The organism is Hymenobacter sp. UV11, assembly GCF_004684095.1.
GTDB lineage: Bacteria > Bacteroidota > Bacteroidia > Cytophagales > Hymenobacteraceae > Hymenobacter.
The window spans coordinates 107,518-122,018 of the sequence record NZ_SRII01000002.1; the positions used below are offsets into that span (position 1 = coordinate 107,518).

12 protein-coding genes are annotated in these 14,501 nt (G+C 63.6%); 5 read left to right on the forward strand and 7 right to left on the reverse strand.

Translation table 11 applies throughout. The features are described 5' to 3' along the window. The first annotated feature begins 6 nt into the window (after positions 1 to 6). The gene (locus E4631_RS03070; RefSeq protein WP_133657463.1) at positions 7 to 540 is read left to right on the forward strand and encodes an SgcJ/EcaC family oxidoreductase; all 534 of its coding nucleotides are present in this window, start codon (positions 7 to 9) and stop codon (positions 538 to 540) included. Between the two features lie 41 nt (positions 541 to 581). Then, the gene (locus E4631_RS26215) at positions 582 to 1,055 is read left to right on the forward strand and encodes a hypothetical protein (RefSeq protein WP_174805455.1); all 474 of its coding nucleotides are present in this window, start codon (positions 582 to 584) and stop codon (positions 1,053 to 1,055) included. A 66-nt stretch (positions 1,056 to 1,121) separates the two neighbouring features. Here the strand turns inward: E4631_RS26215 and E4631_RS03080 are convergent, their stop codons facing one another. Then, on the reverse strand, positions 1,122 to 2,087 hold the full coding sequence (locus E4631_RS03080; RefSeq protein ID WP_133657462.1) for an aldo/keto reductase: 966 nt from the start codon (positions 2,085 to 2,087) through the stop codon (positions 1,122 to 1,124). A gap of 319 nt (positions 2,088 to 2,406) precedes the next feature. Between E4631_RS03080 and E4631_RS03085 the strand changes: the two genes are divergently transcribed. Beyond that, entirely contained in the window at positions 2,407 to 3,663 is a 1,257-nt protein-coding gene (locus tag E4631_RS03085) for an MFS transporter (protein WP_133657461.1), read from the forward strand. Positions 3,664 to 3,677: 14 nt separating this feature from the next. On the opposite strand, the gene E4631_RS03090 is transcribed toward E4631_RS03085, so the two are convergent. Then, the gene (locus E4631_RS03090) at positions 3,678 to 4,625 is read right to left on the reverse strand and encodes a hypothetical protein (protein ID WP_133657460.1); all 948 of its coding nucleotides are present in this window, start codon (positions 4,623 to 4,625) and stop codon (positions 3,678 to 3,680) included. Positions 4,626 to 4,628: 3 nt separating this feature from the next. Next, positions 4,629 to 5,033 (reverse strand): VOC family protein, encoded by a 405-nt coding sequence (locus E4631_RS03095; RefSeq protein ID WP_133657459.1) that lies wholly within the window; start codon positions 5,031 to 5,033, stop codon positions 4,629 to 4,631. 160 nt (positions 5,034 to 5,193) lie between these two features. Here E4631_RS03095 and E4631_RS03100 point away from each other — a divergent pair, with 160 nt between their 5' ends. Both E4631_RS03100 and E4631_RS03105 read left to right on the forward strand, forming a co-directional pair. After that, positions 5,194 to 7,215 (forward strand): M1 family metallopeptidase, encoded by a 2,022-nt coding sequence (locus E4631_RS03100; RefSeq protein WP_133657458.1) that lies wholly within the window; start codon positions 5,194 to 5,196, stop codon positions 7,213 to 7,215. A gap of 356 nt (positions 7,216 to 7,571) precedes the next feature. Further along, positions 7,572 to 9,731 (forward strand): DUF4331 family protein, encoded by a 2,160-nt coding sequence (locus E4631_RS03105; RefSeq protein WP_133657457.1) that lies wholly within the window; start codon positions 7,572 to 7,574, stop codon positions 9,729 to 9,731. 87 nt (positions 9,732 to 9,818) lie between these two features. Here the strand turns inward: E4631_RS03105 and E4631_RS03110 are convergent, their stop codons facing one another. The 4 genes from E4631_RS03110 to E4631_RS03125 all read right to left on the reverse strand — a co-directional run bounded on the left by E4631_RS03110 (position 9,819) and on the right by E4631_RS03125 (position 14,374). After that, positions 9,819 to 10,148, reverse strand: a complete 330-nt coding sequence (locus E4631_RS03110) for a multidrug efflux SMR transporter (protein ID WP_133657456.1) — start codon at positions 10,146 to 10,148, stop codon at positions 9,819 to 9,821. A gap of 52 nt (positions 10,149 to 10,200) precedes the next feature. Next, positions 10,201 to 11,550 (reverse strand): alpha-amylase family glycosyl hydrolase, encoded by a 1,350-nt coding sequence (locus tag E4631_RS03115; protein ID WP_133657455.1) that lies wholly within the window; start codon positions 11,548 to 11,550, stop codon positions 10,201 to 10,203. A gap of 109 nt (positions 11,551 to 11,659) precedes the next feature. Continuing rightward, on the reverse strand, positions 11,660 to 12,892 hold the full coding sequence (locus E4631_RS03120) for an alpha/beta hydrolase-fold protein (protein WP_133657454.1): 1,233 nt from the start codon (positions 12,890 to 12,892) through the stop codon (positions 11,660 to 11,662). Between the two features lie 51 nt (positions 12,893 to 12,943). Beyond that, a complete protein-coding gene (locus tag E4631_RS03125; RefSeq protein ID WP_166648076.1) occupies positions 12,944 to 14,374 on the reverse strand; it encodes an alpha-amylase family glycosyl hydrolase in 1,431 nt (476 codons plus the stop codon). Positions 14,375 to 14,501 lie beyond the last annotated feature (127 nt).

The window sequence follows — 14,501 nt, forward strand, 5'->3', positions numbered from 1 at the left end:
GCTACTATGAGCACGCTAAAAGTCGTATTGCTGAGTGCCTTTCCCTCCTTATTCATTGGGTATCAGGCGCTGGCGCAGGAGGCGGGCCCGGCGCTGTCGGCGGCCGACAAGGCGGCTATTGAAACCACGCTGGGTAAATTCCGGAAAAACCTGGGCGACCACCAGTTTGCCGAGATGCCCGCTTATACCACGCCCGATATCAGCTTCGTGAATGTGGTGGGCATGTTTTGGCAGGGCGAGGCCGATGTGCAGCGGGCGCACCAGGCCATCTTCGACCGCATTTACAAGGGCGCGGCCCTACCCCCCGCCGCGCCCGGCAATCTCACGTTTCGGGCCATCACGCCTGATGTGGTGCTGGTGACGAGCCGCTCCACCATGCCCGTGCGCTCGGATGGGCCGCCGCCCGCCGGCGCACCCCCGGCCGCGGCCGAGTCCATCTTCAACACGCTGCTGGTGAAGCGCCAGGGCCGCTGGCTCATCACGGCCGGCCAAAACACGCCCGTCGATGCCCGCGCCGCGGCCGCTAATCCTATCCGGTAAGGCTGCCCGTTGATATTGCTTTCTACTTACTCCTTAGTATCTTGAAAAATAGCTTATTATCCTGGTTTGGAGCGGTGGTGTTCGGGGTCTTTGTCGGCGTGGCGCTCGGCGCGGCGGGCCACTCGGGCACAGGGCAGCCGCTGAAAGCCGCCGGGTGGGAGCGCCAGGCGGCCCCACCCTGGCCCTACCCCGACTCGCTCGATGCCGTGGTAGCGGCGCCCAAATTTCACCGCGTATTATTCGAAAATGACCGCGTGCGGGTGCTCGAAGTGACGGTGCCGCCCCACCAGCGCGAGCCGGTGCACACCCACCGCTGGCCCAGCGTGATTTACAAGGAGCAAACCGGCCGGGGCCGCTACTACGACGCCACCGGCCAGCTGGTGCACGAGTCCACCACGCCCTATCGCAAAGGGCCCGACCTGGTGCGCGCCCGCTGGCAGGCCCCCGAAGCCCCGCACGCCGTCGAAAACACCGACGAGGTGGCCGACCGCTTTATCCGCGTTGAACTGAAATAGGGGGGTAGGGCAAAAAAAAGCGTCGCTTCGGGTGGAGCGACGCTTTTGGCTGAGGCACGAAGAAGGCTACGCGGCCTTGGCGGGCTCGGGCACTTGCAGCTCGGCCACGTCGGCGGCGGTGAGCCGGAGGTTCATGGCTTCGGTCAGCTCTTGCACCTGGCCGGGGCTGGTGCCGCTGGCGATGGGCGCCGTGATGCCGGGCGCCTGCATCAGCCAGGCCAGCGCTATTTGGGCCTGGGTGGCCGAGTGGCGGTCGGCCACGGCATCCAGGGCTTTCAAAACGGCCATGCCCTTATCGTTCAGGTACTTCTTGCCGATGCCCTCGCCGCGTGGGCTCTTTTTGAGGTCATCCTTTGAGCGGTACTTGCCGGTGAGGAAGCCGGCGGCCAGGCCGAAGTACGGAATGACGCCGATGCCGCTGGCCTGCACGATGGCCAGGTCGTCCTTCTCAAACGTCTCGTGGTCGTAGAGGTTATACTCGGGCTGCAGGCTTTCGTAGCGGGGCAGGCCACTTTTGGCCGCGTCGAGGGCCGCTTGCAGGCGCTCGGGCTTGAAGTTGCTGGCCCCGATGGCCCGGATTTTACCCTCCTTTAGCAGCTCGGCGTAGGCTTCGAGCGGCTCGGTCACGGGCAGGCTCTCGTCGTCTTTATGGCTCTGGTAGAGGTCGATATAGTCAGTCTGCAAGCGCTTGAGCGAGTCTTCTACGCAGCGCTTGATGTAGGCTTTCGACAAGCCATTTTGGCCATCGCCCAGGTCCATGCCCACTTTGGTGAAGAGGAGCACGTCGTCGCGGCGGCCGCGCTGGGCCAGCCACTTACCAATCACGGCTTCCGACTGCCCGCCGCCTTTGTGGCCGGGCACCCAGGCCGAGTACACGTCGGCGGTGTCGATGGCGTTGCCGCCGCCCGCCACGAAGGCGTCGAGCACGGCGAAGGAGGTTTGCTCGTCGGCCGTCCAGCCAAATACGTTGCCACCCAGCACGAGCGGGGCAATGTGCAGGCCCGAGTGGCCAAGTTCACGAAAAGTTGTCATTGCAAAGGAAATTGTGGAGGGAAAGCCGCAAAGCGTTCCGGTTACGAATGACCTATAACTCGTCAGGGCCGTTTGGGTTGCGCACCTGGGGCTGGCCGAGGGGGGTAGGGCGGCAGCGGCCAGCCAGTTAGCTCAACGGTGCTGCCCGGCCTGCTCCGCGCTTTTTGCCGCAGCTTTGCAGCGCTGGTACCTGAGGTAGAGGTGCGGCGCTTGGCCGCTTCTGGCGGCAAAAGGGCGGGCTGCCGGCGGGCCGCGCAGGGGCGCGGCGCCAGGCAGCCACGCACTACCTGCGAACTTGCGCTACCTGACCCGCCCCCGCATGAACCCTGACGCCTTTCGCGCCTTTCGAAGCCGCAACTTTCGCTTGTTTTTTGCCGGGCAGTCGTTGTCGCTGCTGGGCACCTGGATGCAGAAAACAGCGGTGAGCTGGGTGGTGTATGCCGAAACGCACTCCAAGCTGATGCTGGGCGTGAGCGTGTTTGCCACGCTGTTTCCGTCGGCGCTGTTTTCGCTGCTCGGGGGCGTCGTGTCCGACCGCTACTCGCGCTACCGCGTGCTGCTGGCCACGCAGGTGCTATCGATGGCGCAGGCCGCCCTGCTGGCGCTGGCCGTGTTTATGCACGAGCAGGATGCGGTGTGGGCCATCATCAGCCTGAGCGCGGTGCTGGGCATTATCAACGCCTTCGACGTGCCCGCCCGGCAGTCATTGGTATACGAGCTGGTCGACAACAAGCAGGACCTGCCCAACGCGGTGGCCTTCAACTCGACCATGCTCAACCTGAGCAAGCTGCTGGGGCCGGCCGTGGCGGGCTTTGCCATCGAGCGCCTGGGGGCGGCCGCCTGCTTTGGGCTCAATGCGCTCAGCTTCGTGGCTGTTATCGGGTCGCTGCTGGCCATGCGGCTGCCCGCGTTCGTGGCCCAGCCGCGCACGCAGCCCATCCTGGCGGAGCTCACGGATGGCTTCCGGTACGTGCGCGACACGCCGCATATTCGGTTCATTATCATTACTATTGGCCTGCTGGCGCTGCTGGTGCTGCCCTTTACTACGCTCATGCCGGTGTTTGCCAAGGATATTTTTGGGGGCACGGCGGCCACCTTCGGCATCCTGGACGGCGCCATTGGGCTGGGCGGCTTTGCGGCGGCGCTCTACCTGACCTCCCTACCCCCCCGCGCCGACCTCAACCGGGTGATAACCGCCAACAGCTTTGTGCTGGGCGTGGGGCTGCTGCTGTTTGCCTACACGCCCTGGTACTGGCTGGCGCTGGCCTTTCTGGTAGTAGGCGCCTTCGGCATGATGGCCCAGACCACCCTCAACGTGACGCTGATGCAAACCACCGTGCTGCCGGCCATGCGCGGGCGCGTCATCAGCCTCTATGTGCTGGTGTACACGGCGGCGCTGCCGCTGGGCAGCCTGCTGGTGGGGGCTATTTCGCAGCGCGTGGGCGTGCGGGCCACCGTGCTGGCCGAGGGCGGACTGGCGCTGCTCATTGGCCTGCTCTACCTGCGCAACCTGCGCCAGACCCAGGCGGCCGCGCCCCTGGCGCCTACCCCCCTGCCGGCCGCCCAAGCCCGCTAAGCTGAGCGGGTGGCTCACCCCTCATTCAGCACCACCAGCAGGCCCTGCAGCTCCTGATTCAGCAGGCGCACCGCCGATTGCAGCTCATTCAGCAGGTTGGCCCGCACGGTGAGCTGGTCGGCCGAGTACTGGCCGCCGGGGCCGAAGAGCAGCGCTGCCAGTGCCCGGCCCTCCTTCGAATCGGGCTTGCTGAGCTGGCCGTAGTGCTGCCAGCGCTGGCGCGTGTTGTGAATAATGCTTGTTTGGCCGCCGTTGCTGAACGCCGGGTTGGTGAGCATGTACCACACGCTGGGCGGGTAGAGGTCGGCGGCCGGCTGTTCGGCCCACACCTCGCCCAGCAGGTTGCGCGGGTGCGTAAACTCGGCCGTGTGCCCGCTCTGGCGCAGGGTCAGCAGCCCCAGCCCCGCCGCCAGCAGCCCGCCCCCAATACCGAGCGCATACTGCCCGCCCTGGCTGCCGATAACCGTGGTGCCGATGCCGCTGGCCGCCCCCACGCTGATGGACAGCACGTTGAGGCGCTGCGTGCGGCGGTCGTCCAGGGTTTTGAGGTAGCCGGCCACCTGGTCGGCGCGCTCGCCCTCGCAGTCCAGCTCGGCGGCAAGGCTGGCCACGGTGCTGCTCACCAGCGCCACCTGCGCCGCAATGCGCTGCCGCTGCTTTAGCACCGCCAGCTCGGCGGCCAGGCCGGGCTGCCGCGCCGCTTTTTCCTGCAAAGCCAGCAACTCGTGCAAGGCAGGCAAGATGCCGACCGCATTGGCCGTGAGTAGGTTGCGGCGGGGGTAATGGGCCAGTAGCGCGGGCGTGAGCGCCGCCGCCAGGTCGGCCTGCGGCGCGAAGGCCGGGTTGTAGCGGTAGGGTAGGGGCGGGTCGCAGTAGCCGGCGGCCACGGCCAGGCGCGTGGGCGGGCGGGTGGCGCAGCCGGCCAGGGCCAGCAGCCCGACGAGGAAGTAACCTTTCAGCATACGCTAGGCCTCATACAGCTCCAGCGGCAGCCCGTCGGGGTCGCTGAAAAACGTGAAGCGCCGGCCCGTAAACTCATCCGTTCGCACCGGCTCGCAGGCCACCCCGTGGGCGGCCAGGTGCTGGCGGGCGGCCTCTACGTCGGCCACCGCGAAGGCCAGGTGGCGCAGGCCCGTGGCCTCGGGCTGGCTGAGGCGTGGCGGGGGGGTAGGGAAAGAAAATAGCTCGATGACGTACTGCCCGTTCACCGCCAGGTCGAGCTTGTAGGAATCGCGGGCGGCACGGTGCACCTCCCGAATGATTTCCAGCCCCAGTACTTCGGTATAAAACCGTTTCGAAGCGGCGTAGTCGGCGCAGATGATGGCAATGTGGTGCACGCCCCGCAGGCGCAGCGTAGAGGCAGTAGGCATGCGGCAAAGTACGGGTGCGCTGGCGCTAATGCGCCCGTTGCAACGGCGCGCCGGCCGCCGCGTCCTTCTGCCCTGCCATAAACCGGGGCTGCCGGTAAGGTGTGGGCTTTCACCAGGTTTACTACTTTTGGCGCACAGGTTTTCGCCTTATTCTTTTTCGATGAAAAAACTTTCCTTTACCAAGCTGCTGGCCAGCGCGGTGCTGCTGCTTGGCGCAGCTACGGCCCAGGCCCAGCGCCCCGCGCCCCTACCCCCTCCCCCGGCCAACATGCCGCCCTACGATGCGCGGGTGCTGTTTCAGCCCGATTACCTCGACCAGACCGCGCCCGCAACCCGCACCGGCGGCGGCAAGCCCGGCGCCACCTACTGGCAAAACGCGGCCGACTACCAGCTGGCCGCCAGCCTCGACGAAAAGGCGGCCCGCGTAACGGCCACCGCCACCATCACCTACACCAACAACAGCCCCGACGAGCTGCCCTTCGTGTGGGTGCAGCTCGACCAGAACCTGTTTCGGGCCGACTCGCGCGGGGCGGCGGCCACGCCGGTGGCGGGCAGTCGCTTCGGCAACGGCGCGCGCGGCTTCCAGGGCGGCGACTCGCTGCGCACGGTCAGCATTGAGCTGCACGGCAAGAAGATGCAGGCCAACTACCGCGTGAACGACACGCGAATGCAGATTATCCTGCCCGAGCCAATGCGGCCCAAGGGCGATAAGCTCAAAATCAGCATCGCCTACGGCTTCAACATTCCCGAGTACGGGGCCGACCGCCTGGGCCGCCTGAAGACGCCCAACGGCGAAATATTTGAGGTGGCGCAGTGGTACCCGCGCATGTTCGTCTACGACGACATTTCGGGCTGGAACACGCTGCCCTATATGTCGGCCGAGTTTTACCTCGAATACGGCAACTTCGACTATACCGTCAACGTGCCGGCCAGCTACCTCGTGGGCGGCTCGGGCGAGCTGGTGAATCCCGCCGAAGTGCTTACGGCCGCCCAGCAGCGCCGCCTAGCCCAGGCGGCTACCTCCGACCAAACGGTGCTGGTGCGCACGCCCGCCGAGGTGACGCAGGCGGGCTCGCGTCCGGCCGGCAAAAACGGCCGCCTGACGTGGCACTTCAAGTGCCAGCGGGCGCGCGATGTGGCCTGGGCCGCCTCGTCGGCCTTCGTGTGGGATGCCGCCAAGATGAACCTGCCCAGCGGGCGCAAGTCGCTGGCTATGTCGCTCTACCCCGTCGAAGCCGCCCAGGATACGGCCTGGAATCGCTCGACGGAATATGTGAAGAAAAGCATCGAATACAACTCGAAGCAGTGGTACGAATACACCTACCCGGTGGCTACCAACGTGGCCGGCGTGGTGGGCGGCATGGAGTATCCGGGCATCGTATTCTGCGGCGTGAAGGCCCGCAAGGGCAGCCTGTGGGGCGTGACCGACCACGAGTTTGGCCACAACTGGTTTCCGATGATTGTGGGCTCGAACGAGCGTAAGTACCCGTGGATGGACGAGGGTTTCAACACGTTTATCAACATCCTGAGCAGCCAGAATTTCAACAACGGCGAGTACAAGGAGCAGGGCGACGTGGCCGGCCGTACCGCGCCCGGCGTGACGTACCAGATGATGCAGCCCACCATGGATGTGCCCTACACCGTGCCCGACGTGACGCAGGCCCGCAACCTGGGCTTCGCGGCGTATTCTAAAACCGGCTATGGCCTGTACCTGCTGCGCTCGGAAATCCTGGGCTCCGAGCGCTTCGACTACGCTTTCCGTACCTACATCAAGCGCTGGGCGTTTAAGCACCCGCAGCCGCGCGACTTTTTCCGCACCATGAACGAGGTGGCTGGTGAGGACCTGTCGTGGTTCTACCACGAGTGGTTTTTCGAAAACTGGCTGCTCGACCAGGCCGTGACGTCGGTGGCCTACGTGAACCAGGACGCCAGCAAGGGCGCCCTTATCACCATCGAAAACAAGGGCCAGGCCGCCATGCCCGTGACGGCCGAGATAACCGAAACCAACGGCAAGAAAACCACCGTGCACCTGCCCGTCGAAATCTGGCAGCGCGGCGGCACCTGGACGTTCCGGGCCAACACCACTACCCCCCTCACGCAGGTGGTGCTGAACCCCACCAACATCCTGCCCGATGTGAACCGCTATAACAACACCTGGCGGGCCCTGAAGCTGCCCGAGTAGGCTGCTAGTCGCCATGGGGGTAGGCCCCGAAAATAGGTCGCGAAGGCGGCCAGAAACACCCAACAGCCAGCGAAGGCCGGGTCGGAATAGGTGCTCCTATTCCGGCCCGGCCTTCGCTGGCTTTGAGCTTATACAACGCCCTGAAAATGAGTTTAGACGACCTGCTGGCGTAAAGACAAAAAATTAGTAAAATAATGTCATTAATCTAAATCCGGTATCACGCCATCTTCGTAGCTTCACATTAATCATAGGATAAGTGCCTAAACCACCTAAGCAGCAGCTTAGCCGACCTCTGTTGGCCCACTACTGTTGAGCTATTTCATTTTTTCCCCCACCCCCTTTCCCCTTACCCTTTTATGAAGAAACTGCTTACTCGTCCTGCCCTTCACGTTGCCGTAGTGGCAACCGCTATAGGCGGACTCATGGCCTGGAGTGGCCAGCACAACCGGCTGGAGGCTAGTAGCCACCGCGAAGCCCCGCTCATTGCCGACGACCCGCTGGCTGACAACACCGACGTGTACGCCTTTAAGGACCCGACGGACCCGGAGATGATTAACATCATCGCCAACTTTATCCCGATGCAGCTGCCGCAGGGCGGCCCGAACTACTACCACTTTGGGGAGAATATTCGGTACGAAATTCACATCAAAAACGACCCCACTCGCCCGGGGGACGACCTCACGTTCCGGTTCACGTTTACCCGCACGAACCAGGACCCCAGCACCTTCTTCAACATCCGGCTGGGGCAGGAAAACCTGAAGACCACCTACAAGCTGGAGCAAAGCCAGAAGGGTGGGGCTTTCATTACGCTGATGGACAAGGTAGTGGTGCCCGCCTACAACGTGGGCGCCCGCTCGATTAGCGGGGCGGCGGGGCTGAACGCACCGAGCTACGACGCGCTGATGACCGGGGCCATTATCCCGGCAGGCGGCGGCAAAGCCTTCTGCGGGCCCGTGGATGACCCTTTCTTCGTGGACATCGGCGGCATCTTCGACCTGGGCGGCGTACGCCCCGGCAGCGCTCGCGATGGCCTCTACCACAAGAACGTGAACACTATCGCGCTGCAGCTGCCGATTTATAAGCTCCAAAAGATTGGCAAAACCGGCGCGCAGGCGGCCAATATCCTTGACCCCGACTACGTAATCGGCGTGTGGGCTTCGGCCAGCCGCCCGGCGTTGCGTACGCTGGTGGCGCCCGATGCCAACGGCAACACGACCGGTGCGCAAATGATGTCGGGTGACTACGTGCAGGTGTCGCGCCTGGGCATGCCGCTCACCAACGAGGTAATCAACCCCATCGGCAACAAGGACGAATTCAACGCTCGCACGCCCTACACCGAGAACGCGGCCTTCCGTAGCAGCTTCTCGAACCCAGAGCTGGGCTTGTACATGGCCGACAACATGCCCCGCAACGGCGCCGCTGCTAAGCCGGCGGGCCAGACCTACTACGGCGAGGCAGTACCTGGCTTTAGCCCCCTACGCATTCAATCGAAGTCGCTGGCCGGCCGGCCGGGTCTGCCCGCCAATGGCTTCGACTTCCGCAACGGTGCCAATGGCTTGTCGGTGCTGAAGGGCAATGCCGTGCTCAATGGCACGGCGCTGGCCGACGCCGCTTTTGGCAACTTGTTGCTGCAAGCCGGCCAGCCGCGCTCCGTGGACTTGCTCCCCATCTTCCTGACGGGTGTGCCTAACCTGCGCCCCTACCAGCTGGCTACCGGCAAAGGCGGCAACCCCCTGGCCGCCGGTAAGCCGTTTGTCAACAACTTCCTGCCCGTGGTGGGCGATATGCTGCGCCTGAACATGGCCGTGCCCGCTACCCCCCGCAATTCGGCTGATTTCAGCTCCGAGGGCCTGCTGGCCGCTGCCAAGCTGGGCTTGCTTGACGCACGCTACAACGGAGGCACCGACCTGATGAACATCCCGAACATGGATGGCTTCCCGAACGGCCGCCGCCTGGAAGACGACGTGACCCGCATCGAGCTGCAAGCCGTTAGTGGTGTAGTGCTGGCCGCCATCGGCCTGTGGTACGATGACTTCGGCCCCGCCGATACCAACCCGGTAACGCCTCAGTTGGGTAACGTGCTCGGCTTCACCACCGGTATCGAGCGCAACGACACCACGCTGAAGGCAGCCTTCCCCTACGTGCAGGCTCCCTGGGCTGGCCCCAAGGCGCAGATTACGGATATCTCGAAGTACCAGATGACCCCAAGCGCGGCCACCTCGTCGGCCGCCGTGATGTCCATTCAGCCCACGCTCACCAACATGCAGGTGTATCCTAACCCCATGAACGAGCAGACTACCTTCCAGCTGAACACGGGCACAGCCTCCAACCTGACCGTTGTGGTGAGCAATAGCCAGGGCCAGCGCGTGGCGACACTTGTCAACGCTCAGAACTTCAGCAAAGGCACCCACGAGGTTAGCTGGCGCCCAGACCGCAACCTGCCGTCTGGCCGCTACATCGTGACGGTGTACAGTGGCAGCACCAAGCTGCAATCTATCCAGGTGCAGCGCAATTAAGCTAAGCTAGCGCACCTACAGTACCAGAGCCGCCGCTTGACCTGCCAAGGTCAGCGGCGGCTCTTTTTTTGGGGCCTACGCAGCCGCTTAGTGCGAAATGGTTTTGGAAAAGAGCTGCATCACCAGCACACCGATAACGATGAGAGCGATGCCCGCCAGGGCCGGCAAATCGAGCCGCTGCTTGAAAAGAAAGAAGCCAATGAGCGTGACCAGCACAATCCCTACCCCTCCCCAAATGGCGTACGCCACCCCCATAGGAATGGCCTTGAGCGCAAAGCTGAAAAAGTAAAAGCCCAGCCCGTAGCCCGCCACGGTTACTAGGCTAGGTATCAGCTTAGTAAACTGATTGGACGCATTGAGCGCAGTAGTGCCAATGACTTCGCTGATAATGGCGAGCAACAAAAAAACGTAGGGCATGGCAAATAGAAAAGTAGCTTGGCCTTGGTAGTCCGAGCGCGCGCATTTCGCGCTAGTCGCGGGTGCGGAAAACCCGCCAGCCGTGGGCTGGTACCGTGCGCGCCGGCAGTTGCGCCAGGGTGCACTGCGCCCCGCTGAATACGTCGAACAGGCCTTTCTGAGGTGGCACCAGCATCTTCTGGCCCGGCAGCACCAGCGGCTCGGCGGTGGCGTTTACCAGTACCACTACGGCCGCGCCGCCCTTTTCGCGCACAAAGCCGTAGAGGCCGGCCGGCCCGGCCAGGCGCTGGAAGTGGCTCTCGGGGTCGCCGTTGCGCAGGGCGGGGTGGCGCTTTTTGAGCTGTAGGAGCCGGGTATAAAAATCCTGGAGGGGGTAGGCGCCCCACTCAATCGTGTCGCGGTCGAAGAAAGCCAGCCGCCGGGCCAGCCCCGCTTCCTGGCCGCTGTAGAGCATCGGCATGCCCGGCAGTAGCGCCGTGAGCACCGCAAAGGGCAGCGCCAGCGGGCCGAGGCGCTCGTACTCGGTGCCGTCCCAGCTGTTCACGTCGTGGTTGCTGGTAAAGTGCATCAGGTACGTGGTAGGCGGGTACTTTTCGCGCTCCGCAGCCAGATACACGTCGATAGCAGCCAGCGCGGCCTTGCCTTCGGCAATATGGTCGAGCAGGTAGTGCAGGCGCAGGCCGAAGCTCATGTCGAAGGCCCGCTCCAGCAGCTCGGTATCGCCGTTGAATTCTTCCCAGGTGAGGCCCCCCGAGGGATATAATTCGTCCCACTCGGCCAGCATGAACACGGGCTTGAGAGCCTCCAGCGCCGGCCGCGCCGCGTCCCAGAAATTGGTGGGTACCAGGCCGGCCACGTCGCAGCGGTAGCCGTCAATGTCGGCCTCGCGTACCCAGTAGCGCAGGGCTTCGACCATGTAGGCGCGCATTTCCTGGTTCGAGTAGTCGAGGGCTACCACATCGGTCCAGTCGGCCACGGGTGGCACGAGCTGGCCCTGGGCGTCGTGCTGGTACCAGCTGGGATGCTCCGCGATGAGGGCGTTGTCGCGGCTGGTGTGGTTGGCCACCCAGTCGAGGATAACCTTGAGGCCCAGCGTGTGGGCTGTTTGCACGAGGTGCTGCAAATCTTCCAGCGTGCCAAATTCAGGGTTTACCCCAAAGTAGTCGCGCACCGCGTAGGGCGAGCCCAGCGAACCCTTGCGCCCGACCTCCCCAATGGGGTGAACGGGCATCAGCCACACGATGACAACGCCCATTTTGGCGAGCCGGGGCAGGTGCGCCTCAAAGGCCCGAAAGGTGCCTTCGGGCGTGTAGTTGCGCACATTAACTTCGTAAATAGTAGCGTTGGCGGCCCACTCGGGGTGGCGCACCACAAAGCGGGAGGCAAGCGGATGGTCGGTCATAAGGCAAGAGCGCACCCAATACGGCGCGCGTTTCGACACTCATACGAGCCGGAGGGGGTAGCAAACTGAAAAGCGCGGGCGGCGGACCGGGGTTTGCCGGTCGGTGCGCTCACTTTTTCGCCCGGAGCTTACTGAGTTTCTGCCGGGTAGCGGGAGTGTCTTTCAGCCGCAAGGCTTTGGTATAAGCCGCGGCCGCCAGGGTGGGCTGGCCCTGGGCGCTATAGTAGTCACCCAGGCTGTCGTGCACACTGAAACTGGTAGGGTAGTTACGCGCATTCAGCTGAAACATGGCTAGGGCCTGCGTCGGCTGCTTGCTCTGAAGCAGGTAGTCGGCGAGGTCGTGCACCATCGGCTCGGGCGGCAGCACCGGGTAGCCCATCGCCGCGGAGGCGCGCTGGTAGTGCGCCTCCACAAAGGCGGCGGGATTGGGCATATAGCCGGGCTCATAAAAATCAACCAGGGCCGCCGGCGAGGGGGTGTAGGCTTGGAACAGGAAGCGGAGCGCATCGTAGGTGGCCGGTAGCGGCACCGAGCTGTGGCTATCGTTAGGATAGTACTTGGCCACGACGCGCAAGCCATTGTTAGGGTGGCGGGCCAGCTCATCGCGCAAAGTCAGCTTGGAGCGCATAAAATCAGTGGCTTCGGAAGTGTCTTTGCGCACCCGCACGGTATCGAAACCAGTCGGCATCGTGTTGGCAATGCCCACGAACAGCGCCCGGCCGGCAAGCTGGGGCTGGGCCAGCAGGCCAGGGGCCTCCCGGAGCAGCTTTTTCCCATCCCACCACATACTAGGGTCCAGGGCCACGTAGTTGTCGAACAAGCTGGGGTGGTGTAGCAGCGTATTCATCACCAGCAGGCCGCCGAGCGAGTGGCCGATAAAGGTGCGGTGGGGCGTAGTGGGGTAGTGGGCATCCACATACGGAATGAGCTCCTTTTCCAGAAAAGCAGTGAAGCTTTCGCCCCCGCCGCTGCTGCCCGGTGGGCCCGCGCTGGCCGCATACGTGGGCGTGAGGTCGCGCCTGCGCTCCGTGTTGGGAATGCCCACCACAATCATCTCGGGGCATACCATATTGCCGTTGACCGTGCTGAGCTGCTGCACCATACCCATGACGGAGACGAAATGCGCATCGCCATCGAGCAGGTACAGCACCGGGTAGCGCTGCGGCAGGTAGGTCGGGTCGTGGGCGCTGGCCGGCACGTACACCCAGATTTTGCGCTTTTCTTTTAGTACCGCCGAAGTCACGCTATCAACCCGGCCGATTATAACGGCGTTATTTCTAATGGTTTGCGCCTGCGCCAGCGCACTCCCGGCCAAGAGCCACAAAAGCAGAAGTTGTTTCATGAAAAACAGAGAGTAGAAGATGAAATACGAAAGCGGCAGCGCGGGAGTAAGCTACGGTTTCTTGGTCGTGAGCACGCGCCAGCCGTGGGCCGGTACCGAGAGGGTAGGGCCTTCGAGCGGCGAGCCCACATCGGCGAAGGCATCGGTGACCAGCTCGGCCGGGCGGGCCAGCGTCTGGGGCTGCGCGCCTAGGTTGATGACCGTCCACACCCGCGCCTGCCCGTCGCCGCTGGCCCGCTCGAAGGCAAAGCACTCGGCCGGCGCGGGCAGGATGGTGAACTTGGCGCAGGCATCGCCGTTGCGCAGGGCCGCGCTGCGCTGCTTAAGGTGCAGCAGGGCGGCGTAAAAAGCGTTCAGCGGGTAGCCGTTCCACCGAATGGTATCCTTATCGAAAAAGCGCAGCTTCCGGGTCGAGGCCGCCTCCTGGCCGCTGTACACCAGCGGAATGCCGGGCAGCAGCGTCGTGAGCACGGCGAAGGCTTGCGCATTGGCCCCCAGGCGAATACCCTCCGGATTGTCCCAGCTGTTGACGTCGTGCGAGCTGGTAAAATTCATCAAATACACCCCGGCCGGGTACCTGCGGCGCTCGGCGGCAAAGTAGGGGGGTAGGGCCGCCACCGGCCGCTTGCCCTGCGCAATGCTGTCGATGAGGTAGTGCAGCCTGAGCGCGTAAGTAGCATCAAACGCCTTTTCGAGCAGGTGCGTGTGCGGGGTAAATTCGCCTTTTTTGAGGAAGGGTGGGTCGTGCAATTCGTCCCACTCGGCCAGCATAAACACGGGCTTGATTTTCGTCAGCTCCGCGCGGGTGGCGTTCCAGAAATCGGTGGGCACCAGGCCGGCCACATCGCAGCGGAAGCCGTCGAAACCCACGTCCTTCACCCAGTAGGCCATGCTCTGGGTCATGTACTGGCGCAGGCCGGGCTGGGCGTAATCGAGGTCGATAACGTCTTGCCAGTCAGCCACGGGCGGTACAAAATGGCCCTGTGCATCGTGGGTAAACCAGTCGGGATGCTGCCTGCTCAGTTCGCTGTCCCAGCTGGTGTGGTTGGCTACCCAGTCGAGGATAACGTGCATTTTCAGGCGGTGCGCCTCGGCAATAAGATGCTGCAAATCAGCCAGCGAGCCAAACTCGGGGTTCACCGTACGGTAGTCGCGCAGCGAGTACTGGCTGCCGAGCGTGCCCTTGCGCTTCTCCTGCCCGATGGGCTGCACCGGCATCAGCCACAGAATCCCTACCCCCATTTTTTGCAGGCGCGGCAAGTGCTTCTCAAACGCCCGAAACGTGCCCTCGGGTGTGTACTGGCGCACATTTACCTGGTAGAGGCTGGCGTTGGTGGCCCAGGCCGGGTGCTGAATGGTGAACGGCGCGGGCGGCCGGCAACTAGCCGGAATGGCTACATCGGGCTGGGTGGCCGGGTCGGTGGGGGCGCAGCCTCCCACTAGCAGGGAGCCGGCCAGCAGCAGGGCAGCGCGACAAATCATGCCGCAACTTACGCCGGGCCCGACATTCGGCATGGCCTCCTGCATAAGCTCGACAATTAAAAAAATGTATTTTTAGATAAAGCCGAAATGTTATACGTTATTCGGCTAACAACCACTCCGGCTGTGG